Source organism: Rania fehmarnensis, from assembly GCF_056494185.1.
The window spans coordinates 4,827,730-4,845,803 of the sequence record NZ_CM151398.1 but is presented as its reverse complement, the minus strand read 5'-3'; the positions used below and the strand labels follow the sequence as shown (position 1 = coordinate 4,845,803).

Sequence of the window (18,074 nt, the reverse complement as noted above, 5' to 3'; positions counted from 1 at the left end):
CGGTAACGAGTCACCTCCCGGAGCCTAGCTTAACGCTGGCTCCGACCTCCACCAAGCAAAGCTTGGGAGAGGTGACATTAAGCCCTCCGTACAACTGACTTAAAAGCTGTACGATCTCAGTACATTGGGGGGAAAGGGGAGACGCGTCTGGAGTCGCGCTAGGCTAACATATAGCGGAACCAAAACATTGGTCAGCTACCTCTCGTCAAAACTTATGGCCGATACGATCATGATCAACCCTCTGGTGCGAATTTCAACGCTTCTAGTGATCGCGGCATTGACGCGTACCACAATGTCCATCGCGCAAGACCCGGTCGTCGTTCCAGACTTCACCCAGGGTGCAAGAATCCCAAAGGACTCGAAACACGATTGGAACCTCGGCCCGACCGGCCTTCGCGGTTGGATCTTTTGCGACAAGCTGGTGACGACAGATGCGCGCCAGATTTTGATTACGAAAGTCGACCAGGGTTCGCCGGCCGCGGCCACCTTCCAAGTTGGTGATGTGATCCTGGGTGTCGGGGGCATGCCCTTCGCCTTCGACCCGCGCACGGAACTCGGCATGGCAATCACGAGGGCCGAATCGAAAGCAGGCGGTGGCAAACTTGCCCTCACTCGCTGGCGAGCCGGTAAGGCAGACGAGGTTGTGCTCAAGTTGCGCGTGCTCGGTAGCTACGCCGCGACAGCCCCCTTCGACTGTGACAAGTCGAAACTCTTGCTCGAACAAGGTTGCAAGGCGCTAGCCGCGCGGATGTCCGATCCGGATTACGCGCACATGGACGCCATCCCTCGGTCGCTGAATGCACTTGCCTTGTTGGCCAGTGGGAATCCCGAGTACATGCCGCTGGTGAAGAGCGAAGCCCAGTGGGCCGCCGGTTATTCCGACAAGTCCATGCAGACCTGGTACTACGGCTACTGCATGTTGTTCCTCTCTGAGTATGCACTGGCAACCGGCGATCAGTCGGTGCTGCCGGGCCTCAAGCGTCTCGCGCTCGAAGCGGGCAAGGGGCAAAGCCGGGTTGGCTCTTGGGGCCATGGCTTCGCTATCCCTGACGGACGACTTGGCGGTTACGGCATGATGAACTCACCCGGAGTGGTGTTGACGATTGGCTTGGTGCTGGCACGAGAGGCGGGAGTGAAGGATGTTGTGGTAGATGAAGCGATCGAACGCAGCGCCAAGCTGCTGCGGTTCTATATCGGCAAGGGCTCTATCCCGTATGGCGATCACGCTCCTTGGATGGAGGGCCACGAAGATAACGGCAAGTGTGGCATGGCGGCGGTCCTTTTCAACGCGCTGGGTGAAGCGAAGGGAGCCGAGTTCTTCTCGCGGATGAGTGTGGCCGCGCACGGGCCAGAGCGAGACTGCGGGCACTGTGGCAACTATTTCAACATGCTCTGGGCCATGCCGAGCGTTGCACTGTCGGGCTCGAAAGCCACCGGTGCGTGGATGAAGGAGTTCGGTACGTGGTACTTCGACCTGGCACGTCACTGGGACGGCAGCTACCCACATCAAGGCCCTCCGGAAAACGAGGAAGACAGCTTCGCGGGTTTTGATGCCACGGGCACTTACCTTTTGGCCTACGCCATGCCGCTGAAGAAGATTCGACTGACCGGCTCCGGCAAATCCGTCGTCCAGAGCCTGGACACGATGGCTGCGGAATCACTGATCGCCGATGGCCGCGGGTGGGATAACAAAGATCGCTACAGCGCGTATGACAAACTCAGTCAAGATCAACTCGTCGAACGCCTCGGCAGTTGGTCACCGATTGTCCGAGAGCGGTCCGCAATGTCGCTCAGCCGTCGCCAAGATGCGCCGATTCCAACGCTAGTCAAACTGCTCGACGCTTCCAGCCTCGACGCTCGCTACGGTGCCTGCCAGGCGCTAAGCGCACTTGGCCAACAGGCCGAGCCCGCGGTGCAAGCGTTGCAGAATTGCCTTAACGACCAAGACCTCTGGCTACGCGTTAGGGCTGCAGATGCGCTGGCCAAGATTGGACCAGCCGCCAAATCCGCAGTCCCGAAGTTGTTGGAATTGCTGGCCGAAGTAGACAAGGTCAATGATCCCCGCGGCATGCAACAGCGTTATCTCACCTTCGCCCTGTTCGATGGCGACGGCATGCTGGGCGGGTCTCTTGAGGGCGTCGACCGCGAGGCGCTATACAAAGCGGTGCGATCCGGCTTACAGAACGATGACGGCCGTGCTCGAGGAAGTCTCAGTTCGGTCTACCAGAACCTTTCCGCCACAGAGATCAAGCCGCTGTTGCCCGCCATTTATCAGGCAATCACCGAACCGGCCCCGAGCGGTGAGATGTTTGCCGACGGAATTCGAATGGAAGGTCTTCGCCTCTTTGCCAACCATCGCATCGCAGAAGGTATTCAGGCATGCGTCCGTTATGCGCGAGAGCAGAACCCATGGGAGAGCCAGCTGCGAACGCCAGAACTGATGAAGATCCTGCTTAGCTATGGCACCCATGCCAAGGCGGTTGTGCCGGAACTGAAGCAACTCGCCAACTACTTCGAGAACGACGAGCCCGACTTCCCCGAGGAACTGATGAAGCAGAAAGCCAAGTCCGTTCGGGATACGATTCGAGCTATCGAGGTGACAACAGAGACACCAGAACTCATCCGGCTCAACCAAGAGCCGCAAGCAAAGAGACCCGGCGATCATTCCGCGATTGCGCCGTTGAAAGTATTTATCCTGGCTGGCCAGTCGAATATGCAGGGGCACGCCAGTATCTCGACTTTTGATTCGCTGGCTGACGACCCAAAGACGGCTCCGCTCTTGCAAGAAATGCGGGGACGCGATGGTGAACCTCGCGTGTGTGAGAAAGTGTGGATTTCGTCGATCGGTTCCTTGGGTGATGCCTACTCCGATTTGACTGAAGCCAAGGGAAAGTTAACAACTGGATTCGGTGCTCCAGAGACAAGATTGGACCAGAGTTCACTTTTGGCCTGACGATAGAAAAGATTCTCAATGAGCCGATCCTCATCATCAAGACCTCCTGGGGTGGTCGAAGTCTGCACACCGATTTCCGCCCGCCGAGCGGTGGAGCATTTGTGTTCAGTGAGACCGAACTGGCTGAGAAGAAAAAGCAGGGTGAGGACATCGAGAAAATCAAAGCTGAAAAAGTGGCGGCGTTATTCGATGAGTTCAAGGGGAACGTGTTTGTAGTAGAGACGGCACTTTTCTGGGACGACGATCTCGAGAAGCTCTCGGAGCGTATGGAGAGTTATTGGCCAAAGGTGGACGCAGAGGTCGAGGAGCAGAAAAAGAAGAATCCACAGGCAGATTCGTGGGAGAACAAAATGAAGCTCATGGCGGAGAATTTTACACCTGCGGAATGGAAACGTCTCTCGGGCGCGTCCAACGGTGGCTACCATTACCTGGGAGCAGCCAAGATCATCGCTCCCATCGGAAAAGCCTTCGCCGAGGCGCTCGTCGGAAGCCAAGCGGTAAAATAGCCTGACACCTCCTGGACTGAAACGCATGAACCTGTTGCCAATTAGATTTGTGGCCCTGATTGTCGTCGTGGCTGTTGCGCACATGGTGTCCTTGGGGGATGTGACGCGGGGCCAGGAAAGTCGTCTTCGTCACGGCTCGAGCCTCACGGTTGACTCCATATTCGGCAGCCAGGACTTCCACGGCGAGACGTTCGTGGGGCAATGGCAGAGCGACAGCCAAGGCTTTGAACGCGTCAAGCGAGTCGCCGAAAAGGGCAATTCATCGATCATTCGAATTGACCTTAACGACCCTGCGGTTGAACATGTGCTGGTATCTACCCAGATGTTGACGCCGGCCGGTGCCGATAAGCCTCTGAGCATCGATGCGTATCAATGGTCGCATGATAAAACCAAGCTGCTTGTCTTTACTGACACCGAGCGCGTGTGGCGCTATAACACTCGCGGCAGTTATTGGGTGCTTGATATCCGGTCCCAATCCTTGATGCAGATTGGTGGTGACGCAGCTGCATCGTCCCTCATGTTTGCCAAGTTTTCTCCGGATGCCCAGGAGGTTGCTTACGTATATCAGAACGATCTGTACATTCAGAAGTTGAGTGATCGTTCAATCACTCGACTGACCGATACAGGCTCGGCAACTAAGATCAATGGTACCTTTGACTGGGCCTATGAAGAAGAGTTCTCGATTCGGGACGGCTTTCGTTTTAGCCCCGACGGCAAGCGCATTGCATATTGGGAGATCGATGCATCTGGGATTGAATCATTTCCACTGGTCAACAACACCGCCACGCTCTATCCCAAGATTCAGTCCATTCCCTATCCCAAAGTTGGAACCATCAACCCCGCTGCGCGCATCGGAGTGATTGACCTTGCTAGTTGCAAAACCAGCTGGATGCCGATTCCCGGCGACCAACGCGATAACTACTTGCCGCGCATGGAGTGGGTCGACGACACACGTTTGGTGATCCAGCAGCTCAATCGGCTGCAAAACCGACTGGTCGTTTATGTGGCTGACGCCATCAGTGCACAAGCCGAGGTTGTACTGACGGAACGGGATGATGCTTGGATCGATGTTCATGACACGCTTCACTGGCTGGCCAATCGGTCGCAATTCGCTTGGTTGAGCGAGCGAGATGGTTGGCAGCATATCTATCTAGCATCAGTCGATGGCAAATCGATCAAGCAGGTGACCTCCGGTAAGTTTGATGTAATGGAAATCCTTGGCATTGATGACGTCGCTCAGTGGATCTATTTCTACGCCTCGCCATCCAACGCCACCCAGTTGTATCTGTATCGCGTGCACTTCGACGGCAGCGACTTGCAACGTGTGACACCCGAGAGCAAAACCGGCACGCATCGATATGTCCTATCGCCTGATCGCAAGATGGCACTGGTTACATCGTCCAGTTTCACCTCACCACCCACGACAGAGGTGGTTCACCTGAGCGATCACGCCACGCAGTTTGTCGCCGAAGCCAATACAAAACTTCACGCTCAAATCAAGACGGCGCAGCTACCTCCCAGCGAATTCTTTCGCGTCGATATTGGCGAAGGCGTTGAGCTTGATGCTTGGTGCATTCTGCCGCCCGATCATGATCCCCTGAAGAAGTATCCGCTGGTCGTTTATGTCTACGGCGAGCCCGCGGGGCAAACCGTGGTGGATAAGTGGGGCGGAGATCAGATGTTGTGGCACAGCATGCTGGCGCATAAAGGATATGTGGTGATGAGCTTTGACAACCGAGGCACACCCGCACCGCGCGGTCGTCAATGGCGAAAAAGCGTTTATCGACAGATTGGAATTCTCGCATCGGCCGACCAGGCTGCCGCAGTAAAGTCAGTACTCAAGGAGCGTACTTATCTAGATCCAGAGCGAGTTGGTGTGTGGGGTTGGAGCGGCGGCGGATCGATGACGCTTAACGCCTTGTTCCGTTACCCTGAAATCTATACTGCCGGGGTTTCGGTTGCCCCGGTCCCGAATCAACTCTACTATGACACCATCTATCAAGAGCGATACATGGGCTTGCCCGGCGACAACGAAGAAGGCTATCGCTTGGGTTCGCCGATCACATTTGCCAGCCAGCTCCAGGGTGACCTTCTGTTGATCCACGGTACTGGCGATGACAATTGCCACTACCAGACAACGGAGTTGTTGATCAACGAGTTGATCAAGCACAACAAGCCCTTCTCCATGTTTGCCTATCCGAATCGCACTCATGCGATCCGCGAGGGCGACAATACAACGCGCCACCTCTTTCAGATGATCACCAACCATTTCCTTCGCACACTTCCCGCGGGGCCAAAGCAGTGAGTATTCGAGAGCACACGGCAATTGCCAGGGCATTCGTGGTGGCCTGTACGCTGGCTTGGGCACCTGTTTTTGTGCAGGCGCAACCGGTAGACAACCCAGCGACTATTTCCCGCATTGAAAACTGGATACAGTGGCGAGGCCCCACGGCTGATGGTCGGGCGGGTGACAAGGCCAAACCTCCAATTCAATGGGACAAGGCAACGAATATCGCCTGGTCGGTCGATTTGCCGGGCGAAGGCTCGGCAACACCGATTGTATTTGGCAAGCAGATCTTCTTGTTATCGGCTGTTAAGACTGAACGAAAGAGCCCGCAGCCGGTGGTCGGTGACGAGCGAGCTAAAACGACTCCGGATGAGTTCTTCTATCAGTTTATTGTGTCGAGCTACGATCGAGATTCAGGCAAGAATTTATGGCAGCAAGTTGTTGTCGAGGAGGTCCCGCACGAAGGCAGGCATGACACGAACACCTATGCGGCTGGATCTCCGGTAACTGACGGTGAGCGACTTTACTTCTCGTTCGGCTCGCGCGGTGTCTTTTGCTACTCGATGGAAGGATCGCCGATTTGGAAGATCGACCTAGGCGATATGCGCACTCGTAGTGGTTGGGGCGAATCGGTGAATCCTGCGCTGACCGATGATGCCGTAATCATCAATTGGGATCAAGAGGAAGGTTCGTTCCTAGTGGCTATCGACAAACAGTCTGGACAGATACGTTGGAAGAAAGATCGCGCTGGCGAAGTTACCTCATGGAATACTCCGTTTGTGACACGCTTTGAAGGCAACCAACAAATCGTGGTCAATGGAACGGGATCAGCTAAAGGTTACGATGCAAAAGACGGGTCCGTACTTTGGGAATGCGCGGGCCAAACCGTCAACGCGATTCCCTCGCCAATCCGCTTTCGTGACTCGGTGATCTGCATGAGCGGCTATCGCGGTTCGTTGGCTTGTTCCATACCATTGGACTCGCGAGGCAATATCACCAACAGTTCCGCAGTCGATTGGAAGATTACTCAGGGGACGCCCTACGTTCCATCGCCGATACTCAGTGGAACTCGTTTGCTGTTCACCGCAGGCAATACTAATGCACTAAGTTGCGTGGATGCCAACACGGGAAAGCCACTGCTGGAAAAAATGCGCTTGAGTGCAATTCGCAGCATGTACGCCTCTCCGATACTGGCAGGCGGGCATTTTTACTTTACAAGCCGCGAAGGAACAACGGTGGTAGTAAAGGATAATGAGAAGTTGGAGGTAGTCGCCGTCAATGATTTAGATGATGTTATCGATGCCTCACCGGTAGCTGTCGACGATCAACTGTTCTTGCGCAGTTGGAAGAAACTCTACTGTATTCGGAATGCTCGAGCCGCCAACCCAAATGCGACGAGTCAGATGAGCCAGCCGCAGACGAGCAGTCCGTTTTCAATGAAGCAAGTCAATCTCGAAGAGACCGGCGAAACATCGGCCAATGCAAGTGTGGGTGACTTAGATGGCGATGATTTCTATGACATCGTACAGGCTCGCAGTGACGCGCCCAATGCGGTATTTTTCTGCGCGGAGACCAAATCGGAACGGGTGGTCCGAGAGACTCGTGGCATTGCGGGTTGGCAAGTTCACATCGCCAAAAAGCTCCTGGAGACCGAGGCTGACGATACGGCTAAAGCGCTGGACGGTTTGAAGAAGATGTTGGATGAGATTGTGCGCGATGTACCAGCGACCGCCGTGGGGGAAATGAAGAAAGTTCCGCTCTACTTTTCGCCGTCTTATCAGCCGGGTCAAAGCGGCGCCGAGTTCCATCCTGGGGCCGGCTGGCTGCGAGAAAACGGTCGCGACCCGGCGATGGCGCAAGGAGTGGAGTTTTCTGGAGTTCATGATTTCGAAGCCGAGATGCGAAGAATGCCTAACTTTGCTCTTCACGAACTGGCGCATGCCTATCATTTTCGTGCGCTACCAGACGGCTTTGACAATGCCGAAATCCAAGCCGCCTATCAGCGAGCCAAGCAAAGTGGCTTATACAATCGCGTCGAGCGCACGTTTGGCAATGGTAAGCCGAATACAAGCGAAGAAGCTTATGCCATGACCAACGCCATGGAGTACTTCGCCGAGACTTCCGAAGCCTACTTCTTTCGCAATGATTTCTTCCCTTTTACCCGCGAGGAACTTCTTAGGCATGATCCTGAGATGCATGCCTTGTTAGAAAAACTCTGGGGCGTGCCGGGGGCAAAATGAGAGAGAGTGTGTGAATCAAATCTAAGGGCTTCATGTCACCTCTCCCAAGCTTTGCTTGGGGGAGGTCGGAGCCAGCGTTAAGCTAGGCTCCGGGAGGGGGCTCGTTACCGAAGTGGAAGTGCTTGCAGCGGAATGCACCTCACAAATTGTTTCGCTGCAACGAGTTAAAAGCTGTACGATCTCTACTCATTGAGGGAGAAGGGGGGCACCTGCGGTTTGCGATTGCTTTATGTGTAAAGTAAGTGGACTTAAAACCAGGAACGAACCACTCATGGATACGCCTCACTTGACGTTGGCACTGATCGCGAACAAAAATGTAAGTGCCGAGTCTAATTCCTATCTGCTTTGCAAGTCTCGACCTTGGAGCCTCAGGAGTGTCGATTATTCACTGTGACCTGTGCCGAAGAGAGCAGCCACTAACTTTTCATCACTTGATCCCGCGCGCAGTGCATCGCACGAAGCGTTTTGTAGCGCGCTACGGAAAGGAAGAAATGCGCACACGTGGGCTGTACCTCTGCAAACTATGCCATCATGGTATCCACGATTTGATTCCCAACGAAAAAGACCTGGCCGAGAAGTTCAATACGAAAGATTCGCTGTTGCAACACCCAGGAATTGTAAAACACGTCAGTTGGGTTAAGAGACAAAAATGACAAAGAATTGCCAGTGCCACCCAAAACTTTAAACACAATGCAAGTGCTCGACTAAAAAGCTGGACGATGTGTGCCACCTTGTTTCACCTCCAGCCAGTACTGCTCTGTCGACATTGTCGAGCACCGGCCCGGGTGAATTTGAATTAGCCGTCGCCACTTGGAGACTTCCTGGTCGTCGAGCATTACATCAGGCTTGGGAAGAAAAGCCACGAAACACTCATCGAGTCCCAGTTCAATTGCGACTTCGCGGGCATACTCAGCTCCGCCAGAACTCCAGCAGTACAGCAAAGCACCCTCAGCATGTAATCGACGCACATGATCCGCGACTCCGCTTACCGGAATGCGTTTACTGCCGGCACTGCGTATGAGCGTATCGTCGACGTCTACGTAAATCACGAGTTGCCTGGCATCCTGTGGGCTCACGGTTGGTCTCTGATAGGAATAGGTGTGTTGCATTCAATCGCCGTCCTTCTTGATTACAAGCCAGTATATCAACTGCATCTGCTGAGCACGTCGACACGTCCATCTACAGCACAACAGAGTAAAAATTCTGTGAGCCGTCGAAAACGATATATCCCGCTTACCGTGCGCCGGGCTTCATTGGGATCAACAGTAGGCTATTGCTCGCTAAGCTCGCTTTCACTTTCAAGTCGGTCGTTGTTTCATACACTTGCTCGATCCAACCTGGGTTTCGGAGACCAACAACGGCTCCGAACAAGGGTGCTGCCACACTTGTTGCGCTCGGGACTTTCAGAAGATCCTCCAGAATCTTCCTAAGTTCTTCCTCTGGAAAACACACCGCCACAATCTTGGCATCCGAATCCGGTCCCGTGCCAAAGAGGAGCTGGTTAAAGTCGAATGGATTAACATCCGTATCCTGAACGTAGTTTCGCAACACGACTTCGTACAATTGCCTCGAATCATCCTTCCGTCCGGCTTTGTACATCAGGCGACCGAGCAGTAGTAAAGCTCCGTCATTGGTTGGCGAAGTTTCTGCTAGCTTTCGTGCAGCTTGCGATTCTTGGTCGAATAGATCATTGTCTTTGACTTCCAGGGCTACAACAGCCTGATAGTAGTGGTTCAGAAACTCCAACTCGGAATCTGACGCGCCTCCAAATGGCCGAGTGCGGGCTGCCTCAAGCTCGTACTCGACATAGCCCGTGCCCGTAATCAATGGCCGTTTCTTTTTTCTTTCGATCTCTTCAGTGACTTTGGTGAGCGTTTCATGGTCGGAGATTTGCGTCGATAGCCGTTTCGCGGCGTCGTAATTTCTTGCTTCTATATACTCACTGCAGATCTGCTTAGCCGCTCGGTCGCGATACCGCGGAGTGTCAATGCGACCCAGCAGTGCTTCGGATGTTTCAAAATCGCCGCGTTGCGACGGCCGTATTGCAACCATACTGAAAGCAGTACCGCGCATGTACTCATTGTCAATGGCGTTAACAATCTTCAGCGCATCATCTATGTGACCTCCAGAAGACAAACCATCAGCCAGAGCCAGCAAACCTTGCTGACGATACTTCGACTTTTCCTCGAGCCCGGATTTTGCGAACAGTTCCAAGGCCTCATTCATGCGTCCCTGTTGTCCCAGGGCAAGGCTTGCCATTCCTATACTGAACGACTTGTCATATTCTGGGACGTTCGGATCGAGCATTAGCGTGCAAGTCGTCTCAACAGTACGGCGAGTCCATAGGCTAACTTGTTCCTCGTGACCCTGCGCTCTCAAATCACCAAGTACTCCGAAAACGACCAAGAGGCTGGCGCGTAAAATAAAGTTCTGTGAAGGCATACGCTACTCGAAGTTACGAATTGATTGTAGCAATGGGAATCCAGGGCCTACTGCGAGTCGAAGATTACATGGAGTTTGAAATCTCGCTGGAGCGACTAGTCGCCACTTCGCATTTCTCCAAGTTCCGACGACCCCAGCAACGAATCCCCGCTTGCCCCTATAAGTCCATGGTAGCAGATGGATTCGACACGTTGAGCAATTTAAGAAACTCCGACTTGCCAATTCCCCCAACTCGCCATCGCAATGCATTTCCTCGTGGGTCGGTGATGATCGTGACGGGCGGCCCCTGGACTTGGTAGCGGGCCAAGATCGCAGCGTTGGCGGGGTCATCCACATCAATTGCCACAGGGATGAAATGCGTGTTGACTAAGGTCTTCACCTCATCGTTTGCCCAAACTTGACGCTTCATCACTCTGCAAGGCGAACACCACTGGCCGGTAAAGTAGAGGATAATCGGTTTGCCCGAATCGGCGGCTTGTTGCTGAGCCGAGTTGAAATTCTCAGCCCAAGCGATGTTATTGGTCGGGACATAGAAGCAGTACCACGCGTACCAGAGTGAGACAACCAGGAATGTCAGCCAGAAGCATCGCCAGAAATGGAATACCTTCTTTGGTGCCGGCGGTGCGTCGGAGTTGCCAGACGATGGCATTTCGGATGGTGATTCGTTAATTGTGGCCATGCACGCATTGTAGCATCAGCGTTTGTCTCACGTAGCAGCGTCTCTCCGAGACGCTGGTGAGTGCGAGTCTCGGAGAGACTCGGCTACGTGGTTTCACGTAGCAGCGCCTGTCCGAAACGCTGAGTGGATCGAGTCTCGGAGAGACTCGGCTACGTGGGAGTCGCTATTTCTTAGGCAAGTCAGTTTCCGCAATTGTGGCTACTGTGAAATCGCTGTAGACGGCTCGGAGTTGCTTTTCAGGATTTCGGTACCAGAAGACGATCGATCGCTTTTCAGCGACTGTCTTTCCAGCACCTATGTAGTCGTAATCATCTTCCGACATACCTGTAAGATAGGGAGTCAACGCGCCTAGCCGTGCGGCCAGTGTGGTCCTGGGAATACCGTCTTTAGAAAGTAGGATCACCCATTCGGCCCAATCCGTAATGCTCTTGGGGAACTTGCCATCACTCAGTTCGGTATAGCCCTTGAGTGCTTCGACCAAGCTCTCTTCCAGCGGCAAGAGCTCTGGCAAGTTCGCGGCATTTGAAGATTGATAGCCTTGAGGAGCATCGAAGCTAAACAACATCGGATCGAGAGTGACGTTGAACTCAAAATCCTTCATCACTGACTTGGTAACAGATGATCCTTTAGGCATCCCCATAAATTCAACTTGAACCAAATCGCTGGTTTTTGCGTCAATCCAAACTACGTAGTTGGCCGACGGAACAGGTTTTATTTCGAAACCCAGGCAGTCACGGCCGTCGATTTTCATCGAACCAAGTTCCTTGTCGGGCTTCTTGCCGTAGGATTTAAGCTGTTCCAACCACTTGATCTGTCGGTCCGGCTCAGCGAGCAGGCCTTCCATTGGCGGATGTACTGTTGCCGACTTTGTTTCTTCGTACATTGACAATCGCAGCTGCCCAGTCGAATCATGTATCGCGATCCTTCCAAACATTGATCTCCGCTCACGACCATCCTCTGAGACTGATACTTGGACTTCTACTGGTGTGTTCTGCGTTGTCACATACACCATTTCTTTGTACCGGAACGCTCCGGCCTTGTTCAGTTTTTCGATCGCTTGCGCGAAGGCACTGGAGGACGAAGGTAACATCATCGTTGCCCCGAGCACCAAGAAAATACAAGCGGCCAATGAAGCAACTTGCATCCAAGGACTACGACTCCAAGACACGGTGCGAGACGAAGGAAGATGTTTTGGATCTGGTCTTCCTTCCAATGTCAGAGCGTTCGATTTGACGCGTCGGATGGCGTCGGCTGGCAGTGGTTCGCTCAGTACTGCCCAGACGGCCGATTCAAGCTGCGGTTCCAGGTCATCGTGGTTTTCGGTGAAGGTTGAATTTGTATCGTTCATATTATCGGACTCCGTTGAAGGATTTGAGTTGTTCTTGCAGTCGCCCGCGCGCCTTGTAGAGGGCTGTCGAAACCGATTCGACTGAGATCGTTAAGATGGCGGCCACTTCGTTTCGATCGAGTTGTTCAAAGTGACTCAACGAGAAGACAGCAGCCTGCTGTTCGGGCAGTTTTGCCACTGCGCTGCGCAACCAAGTGGCAAGTTCGGCACCGACCACGTGATGATGTGGCTGCAGGTTCGAAACGTGTTGATTCTCGTCAATCTCAATGCTCTGGCGTCGTCGACGCAGCAAATCGATGGCTCGAGTCGTCGCCAAACGTGCGAAGAGCCCCGACCAACTTTGGATCGGTCCTGCTTCCTGAACACGCTTGGCATCGATAAAGACCAATTGCGAAACATCTTCGGCGTCATGAACCGAGCCGAGGATGCGGTAAGCGATACGGAAAACACGTTCCGCATGACGCTCGACAATCTTAGGCCAATCAGGTGGATGTTCTTCGGCCATGGTGGCTCCTTGGGAGTGGATGAGTGTCGGACTATAAAGAAGTCGCACCAACTCGCCCGCCATGACTGCATAATTCGAGATTTAATCAAAAAAGCCCACGTAGCCGAGTCTCTCCGAGACTCGCCTCTGCGTTACTCGGATTAGCGCCTCGGAGAGACGCGGCTACGTGGGGCGCGATAAAGGGGTCAGGTCTGGGTCAGGTCTTTTTCTCGGAATATAAACGTACCCTTTTGCGGAGACCACCAGATAAAGAGACCTGACCCAGACCTGACCCCTTTTCCTTGCTCAACCTAACGAACTCAGGGTACGGGCCGAAGGGTGGTTTGAACGATCAGCAATTCGCTGAACTCTGCCGGCGCTTGCCAGACAAAGACTGTGGCGTATTTCGTGCCCGCGGGGACTGTAAAGCGACGAGTATCTTGGGCCGCGGAGTAGCCGTTGAATTCAACCTTGACGATCCCATCTAGCGGTTCAGATACTTTTCCAACTGGCTTCCAGTTCGCGTCATAAAAGTCGATGCCTGCAACGGCCACACTCGTGTTATTGTAAGCGATCGTCAGATCATAAGTGCGATTGGGCTCGAGATCAACCAACTGCCAGTATGCGGCCTCTTGGTACAGCAATCCGCCACGGACATCACCCGAACCTTCCCAGTGAAATTCGGCGTTACTATAGATGGTTCGGCCGGGTTCATCGAATTCGTCGTTCACATCGTTATCATCAAAAGAGATGAGGCTGTTGAAGTAGTTGTTGACGATCACACTTGTCTCGGCAGGATTCTGTCTGAGTCGCGATCCGTGGGGCTGGGCGCGATCTTCTAACGGTACGCCGATGAATTCATTTAACAGTATCAGGTCGTCAGCCCAGAGCTCGGTATTGGCTCCATCGTTGGCCAACCACAGAATAGAGTGCTGAGCGTTGGGCGGAATTGAAGTGGCCACTGAGTTCTGCGAGAAACTCTCCGGCAGATCAAATAGATCGAGCTTGAATTCAAAGATCTGTTGTTCAATGCGGGCAACTTCCTGCCAGGCCGCATCAAAGTAGACAACTCCGAATCCTGCCCAGCCCATGGCGCCGCTTTGGCCGGGTATCAATCGCTTACGAGCGTTACAGCAAGCGACTTGAAAGCGAGCAGCTGCGGTGACCGGCGCGTACTGCCAAATGCCCTGGCGACCGGAGATCTTCACCACCTGACCACGACGACCATCATCAGGACTGGTGAGAAGCTTGCGATTGATAGATGAAATGTTGAGCACATCATCTGGCATGCTCTCCCAATCCTCGATCGTAATGCCTTGGCTAGAAGCATTCTTGGATTGCCAGTTGGCTAAGCCCTGTTCGAATCCCTCATTGAAGGTCTGTCTCTCGTAGTAGTCTTGCAAAAACGGAGTGCTGGTTAACTGTTGTGCACGGCCAATCGTCGCGCTGCTAGTCAGGATTGCTAGAGCAGCCGACACAAGTGTGAAGATGCGCATGGTACCTTTCCTCGGGCAATTTCGGTATACATTCGTCAATCTCTGCTTGTCACGGCGCTCGTTGGCCGCGACCAAGCCGTCATAGTATAATCTTTCGCCATGAGTTGCTTCAGGACCCAAGGACCGTCAGTCCGTATTCTTTTGTAACCTATTGTTCGTTGACGAATGGTACTGTACGCCGTTAACCTTATCCGCTGACTGTCTGCTAACCGAAGCGACCCCACAGATTGAAAGCGAACGGAAATACTTTATGCGAAACCTATCCATATTCATCAGCCAGCTTGTTGCCGCAATCAAGTTTAGTTCGGCTGGTTTAGCTGTGGGGCTGATTGCCCTCTTGGGAGGCGCGAAGTTGGCTCAGGCGCAGGAAGCGGCGATAGAGATTCCATTGTATGCAGGCGCAGCGCCAGGGTCGGAGTCATGGGATTGGCAGGAGAAGTCGATCACGACCTCGAGTGGACTGCCGATTGTTACCGATGTCGTGCGGCCCGTTTTGTTGCATTACCCCGCTGCGCGTGACCAAGCCGTGGGTACGGCCATGATCGTGTTGCCGGGCGGCGGGTTCCGCGCATTGATGATGAGCTACGAAGGGGTGGATATTGCCAAGGCTCTTAATGCGGTAGGTGTGGATGCCTTCGTGCTCAAGTATCGCCTGGTGCATGAGAGTCCCCAAGCTCCGCCTCAGCCCGAAGTTGTGAGAATGGCCGGTGAAGATGGCAGGCGCGCTATGCAACTGGTTCGCCAGCGCGCCTCTGACTTCGGATACAAACCGACGCGGATCGGCATGATTGGCTTTTCCGCTGGTGGCGTCGTCGCAGCCGATGCGCTCTTTGGAACAGCCGAGACGCGGCCGGATTTCTGCGCGATCATTTATGGAGCGCGTGAGATCAAAGAAATACCCCGCCCCACACCCCCACTGTTCCTGGCAGTCGCAGCCGATGACGCAGGTTCAGTGGACCGCACGCTCGAACTCTTTAAAGCTTACCGTCAAGCAGAAGGACCAGCGGAACTCCACATCTTCCAGACCGGTGCCCATGGTTTCGTCAAGAAAGGTGGAGGCGCCGATCACTTTATGGATCGACTGGCCGAATGGCTTGCGGTCAATAACTTGCTGATGAAGTAAAATCAGCTTTTGACCCATTGAAACAATTTGTGTGGTGCATTCTGCTGCAGACACTTCCACTTCGGCAACGAGCCCCCTCCCGGAGCCTAGCTTAACGCTGGCTCCGACCTCCCCCAAGCAAAGCTTGGGAGAGGTGACATAAAGCCCTCCGTACAACAAACTCGAAAGCTGTACGATCTCTCTTAGAGAAAAGAGACCTGACACCTTTGCCTATGTTACGCTTACTGGTCTTTGCCTTGGTCGGTCTTATCGCCGCCTGCGTAAATGCTCAAGAGGATAACCTCAACCAACTGCCTAATCGGATCACCGTACCGGCAGTTGTCGATGGTCAGCCGGCTGCGGGAATTCGCGTTTGGCAGAAGCTCGACGGTGCCGACCATGAGGAGCTGGCGCACGCCCTTTACTTGCCTGAAGATTGGGAGCCAGGTAAGACATACCCAGTAATTTTTGAATACCCCGGCAACGGTGGCTTCAAGAACGCGCTCGGCGACACTAGCGATGGCACGGTCGAAGGTTGTCGTATGGGCTTCGGCCTTACCGAAGGTCGGCAGGCTATTTGGGTTTGTTTGCCTTTTGTCGATAAACAACCGCGTAGACATGCGCTCACCTGGTGGGGCGATGCAGATGAAACGGTCAAGTATTGCAAGCAAACGGTTGCGCTAATCTGCGAGAAGTGGGGGGGCGATCGTCGGAGACTGGTCCTGTGCGGTTTTTCACGCGGAGCGATGGCGACCAGCTATATCGGCTTAAGAGATGACGAGATCGCGCAACTGTGGCTAGGCATTGTAGCGCATAGTCACTATGACGGTGCTCGCCGCTGGCCTTATGCTGACAGCGATCGCGATTCAGCAGTGCGGCGCATACAGCGGTTCGCTGGCAAGCCCCAATGGATCTCGCACGAAGCTAGCGTAGGTGATACGGCTGAGTTCTTGCGGAATGCGGGTTTGATACATGGTCGACTGCAGTTGGTCAGCCTGCCCTATCCCAATCATTCAGCCGACTGGTTGCTGAAAGATCTCGAAGTAGCCCGCCAGGCTCGCCAGTGGTGGCAACATTTGATCGCGGGAGCGCACTGACGCCGCAACATCCACTGGTCGCCTCCCGCCTGGATGAAACCATTACACTCATGAACCTGCCAATGAATCGAAGATCGGTGGTTGCTCTGCTCGCGGTTGTGCTGGCCCAGCGGGCGAGAGCCCAAGTGCAAGCAACCGAATGGGCCAGTGGTTTGAAGCGGCCACGAGTTATTGTGGTTGGAGCGGGATTGGCTGGATTGGCTGCGGCTCGTGCGCTGCAAGATGAGGGTATCGAAGTCGTAGTGCTGGAGGCCAGAGATAGATCCGGCGGACGACTTTGGACTAGTCGTAAGTGGGCAGATATGCCTTTAGATCTGGGAGCGACCTGGATTCACGGCATCCAGGCGAATCCTCTCACCGAACTGGCCGATCAAGCCCATGCAGCTAGACTCGAAACCAGTTACGATCGGAGCATGATCTACGACAGCGATGGCAGAGAACTTGGGGAAGCCCAAGAAAGACGACTTGAACTTTTGAGGTCAGGTCTTCGAAAAGCGTTACGTGCCGCTCAGCAGAGTGACGAAGACATGAGTATTCGCAGCTTTGTTACATCGTGGGCAGTTAAGACTGCTGCCGATAAAGAAACGATTCGGCTGATAGACTTCATCGTCAGCAGCGAGATCGAACAAGAGTATGCAGGTAGCGCCGAGCGGCTCTCGACGCACTGGTACGATAGCGCCCAAGAGTATGACGGGGCAGATACATTGTTTACACAGGGCTTTCAAGTTATCGCTGACTATCTTGCGAAGGACTTGAACATCCAACACAACCAAGTGGTTAAGCGTATCACATGGGGCGACGGCTCTGTAGAAGTTCTCACCAACCAAGGAACGCATGCATCGGAAAAGGTATTAGTCACGTTGCCTTTGGGTGTTTTGAAGGCTGGAAACGTCGAGTTCGTGCCTGCACTGCCAAAATCTACGAGCGACGCGATTGCTCAATTGGAAATGGGAGTGCTCAACAAGTGCTACCTGCGTTTCACTAGGGTTTTCTGGCCAGAGGACGTGGATTGGCTGGAGTCTATTCCTGACATACACGGCGAGTGGACCGAGTGGGTGAGCTTTGCGCGTGTGGCTGGCAAACCAATTCTGCTGGGGTTCAATGCTGGTGCTCGCGGTCGCGAAATCGAAGCCTGGAGCGATATGCAGATAGTTGCAGACGCAATGAAAACGCTTCGACGGATTTTTGGGGCCAGTATTCCAGAACCTGTCGACTACCAGATAACGCATTGGGGTTCTGATCCCTATGCGTTAGGAGCTTATTCATTTAATCCCGTGGGCGTGCATCCCAAGTTGCGTCGACAGTTGGCGACTCCGCTGGCTGACACGCTGTACTTCGCCGGGGAAGCGACGGAACAAAATTATTTTGGAACAGCTCATGGAGCGTATCTATCGGGAATCCGAGCCGCTGACGAGATCCGTAGTTGATTGTGCCCTAATC

Annotated in this window: 13 protein-coding genes; 7 read left to right on the top strand and 6 right to left on the bottom strand. The window is 53.8% G+C overall.

What is annotated here, in order from left to right; genetic code table 11:
- Positions 1-292 precede the first annotated feature (292 nt).
- The 4 genes from SH573x_RS16415 to SH573x_RS16400 all read left to right on the top strand — a co-directional run bounded on the left by SH573x_RS16415 (position 293) and on the right by SH573x_RS16400 (position 7,986).
- Positions 293-2,953 carry a DUF6288 domain-containing protein gene (locus SH573x_RS16415; RefSeq protein WP_479348694.1) on the top strand — a complete coding sequence of 887 codons (2,661 nt, stop codon included), beginning with the start codon at positions 293-295 and terminating at the stop codon, positions 2,951-2,953.
- A 101-nt stretch (positions 2,954-3,054) separates the two neighbouring features.
- Positions 3,055-3,459, top strand: coding sequence for a hypothetical protein (locus SH573x_RS16410; RefSeq protein ID WP_479348693.1), 405 nt, complete (start codon positions 3,055-3,057; stop codon positions 3,457-3,459).
- 25 nt (positions 3,460-3,484) lie between these two features.
- The gene (locus SH573x_RS16405) at positions 3,485-5,764 is read left to right on the top strand and encodes a S9 family peptidase (protein ID WP_479348691.1); all 2,280 of its coding nucleotides are present in this window, start codon (positions 3,485-3,487) and stop codon (positions 5,762-5,764) included.
- Positions 5,761-7,986 carry an outer membrane protein assembly factor BamB family protein gene (locus SH573x_RS16400; protein WP_479348690.1) on the top strand — a complete coding sequence of 742 codons (2,226 nt, stop codon included), beginning with the start codon at positions 5,761-5,763 and terminating at the stop codon, positions 7,984-7,986. The genes SH573x_RS16405 and SH573x_RS16400 overlap by 4 nt, the downstream gene beginning before the upstream one ends.
- Before the next feature lie 704 nt (positions 7,987-8,690).
- Here the strand turns inward: SH573x_RS16400 and SH573x_RS16395 are convergent.
- The 6 genes from SH573x_RS16395 to SH573x_RS16370 all read right to left on the bottom strand — a co-directional run bounded on the left by SH573x_RS16395 (position 8,691) and on the right by SH573x_RS16370 (position 14,435).
- Entirely contained in the window at positions 8,691-9,062 is a 372-nt protein-coding gene (locus SH573x_RS16395) for a hypothetical protein (RefSeq protein WP_479348689.1), read from the bottom strand.
- Between the two features lie 157 nt (positions 9,063-9,219).
- The gene (locus tag SH573x_RS16390) at positions 9,220-10,245 is read right to left on the bottom strand and encodes a tetratricopeptide repeat protein (RefSeq protein ID WP_479348688.1); all 1,026 of its coding nucleotides are present in this window, start codon (positions 10,243-10,245) and stop codon (positions 9,220-9,222) included.
- Between the two features lie 340 nt (positions 10,246-10,585).
- Complete coding sequence (locus SH573x_RS16385; RefSeq protein WP_479348686.1) at positions 10,586-11,107, bottom strand: thioredoxin family protein; 522 nt, start codon at positions 11,105-11,107, stop codon at positions 10,586-10,588.
- A gap of 163 nt (positions 11,108-11,270) precedes the next feature.
- Positions 11,271-12,455, bottom strand: coding sequence for a LolA family protein (locus SH573x_RS16380; protein ID WP_479348684.1), 1,185 nt, complete (start codon positions 12,453-12,455; stop codon positions 11,271-11,273).
- 1 nt (position 12,456) lies between these two features.
- Positions 12,457-12,960: an RNA polymerase sigma factor gene (locus SH573x_RS16375; RefSeq protein ID WP_479348683.1), complete on the bottom strand. Its 504-nt coding sequence runs from the start codon at positions 12,958-12,960 to the stop codon at positions 12,457-12,459.
- A 299-nt stretch (positions 12,961-13,259) separates the two neighbouring features.
- Positions 13,260-14,435 carry a hypothetical protein gene (locus SH573x_RS16370; protein WP_479348681.1) on the bottom strand — a complete coding sequence of 392 codons (1,176 nt, stop codon included), beginning with the start codon at positions 14,433-14,435 and terminating at the stop codon, positions 13,260-13,262.
- A 250-nt stretch (positions 14,436-14,685) separates the two neighbouring features.
- On the opposite strand from SH573x_RS16370, the gene SH573x_RS16365 reads away from it, so the two are divergent.
- The 3 genes from SH573x_RS16365 (at position 14,686) to SH573x_RS16355 (ending at position 18,061) form a co-directional block, all read left to right on the top strand.
- Positions 14,686-15,558 carry an alpha/beta hydrolase gene (locus tag SH573x_RS16365; RefSeq protein ID WP_479348680.1) on the top strand — a complete coding sequence of 291 codons (873 nt, stop codon included), beginning with the start codon at positions 14,686-14,688 and terminating at the stop codon, positions 15,556-15,558.
- Between the two features lie 212 nt (positions 15,559-15,770).
- Complete coding sequence (locus SH573x_RS16360) at positions 15,771-16,634, top strand: alpha/beta hydrolase (protein ID WP_479348679.1); 864 nt, start codon at positions 15,771-15,773, stop codon at positions 16,632-16,634.
- 62 nt (positions 16,635-16,696) lie between these two features.
- Positions 16,697-18,061 (top strand): flavin monoamine oxidase family protein, encoded by a 1,365-nt coding sequence (locus SH573x_RS16355; RefSeq protein WP_479348678.1) that lies wholly within the window; start codon positions 16,697-16,699, stop codon positions 18,059-18,061.
- Positions 18,062-18,074: the final 13 nt, after the last annotated feature.

Bases quoted from the DNA above. Each gene is read 5' to 3' on its own strand.
- SH573x_RS16415 (WP_479348694.1), top strand. From the start codon at position 293: ATGTCCATCGCGCAAGACCCGGTCGTCGTTCCAGACTTCACCCAGGGT.
- SH573x_RS16405 (WP_479348691.1), top strand. From the start codon at position 3,485: ATGAACCTGTTGCCAATTAGATTTGTGGCCCTGATTGTCGTCGTGGCT.
- SH573x_RS16390 (WP_479348688.1), bottom strand. From the start codon at position 10,245: ATGGCAAGCCTTGCCCTGGGACAACAGGGACGCATGAATGAGGCCTTG.
- SH573x_RS16385 (WP_479348686.1), bottom strand. From the start codon at position 11,107: ATGGCCACAATTAACGAATCACCATCCGAAATGCCATCGTCTGGCAAC.
- SH573x_RS16380 (WP_479348684.1), bottom strand. From the start codon at position 12,455: ATGAACGATACAAATTCAACCTTCACCGAAAACCACGATGACCTGGAA.
- SH573x_RS16375 (WP_479348683.1), bottom strand. From the start codon at position 12,960: ATGGCCGAAGAACATCCACCTGATTGGCCTAAGATTGTCGAGCGTCAT.
- SH573x_RS16370 (WP_479348681.1), bottom strand. From the start codon at position 14,435: ATGCGCATCTTCACACTTGTGTCGGCTGCTCTAGCAATCCTGACTAGC.
- SH573x_RS16365 (WP_479348680.1), top strand. From the start codon at position 14,686: ATGCGAAACCTATCCATATTCATCAGCCAGCTTGTTGCCGCAATCAAG.
- SH573x_RS16360 (WP_479348679.1), top strand. From the start codon at position 15,771: ATGTTACGCTTACTGGTCTTTGCCTTGGTCGGTCTTATCGCCGCCTGC.
- SH573x_RS16355 (WP_479348678.1), top strand. From the start codon at position 16,697: ATGAATCGAAGATCGGTGGTTGCTCTGCTCGCGGTTGTGCTGGCCCAG.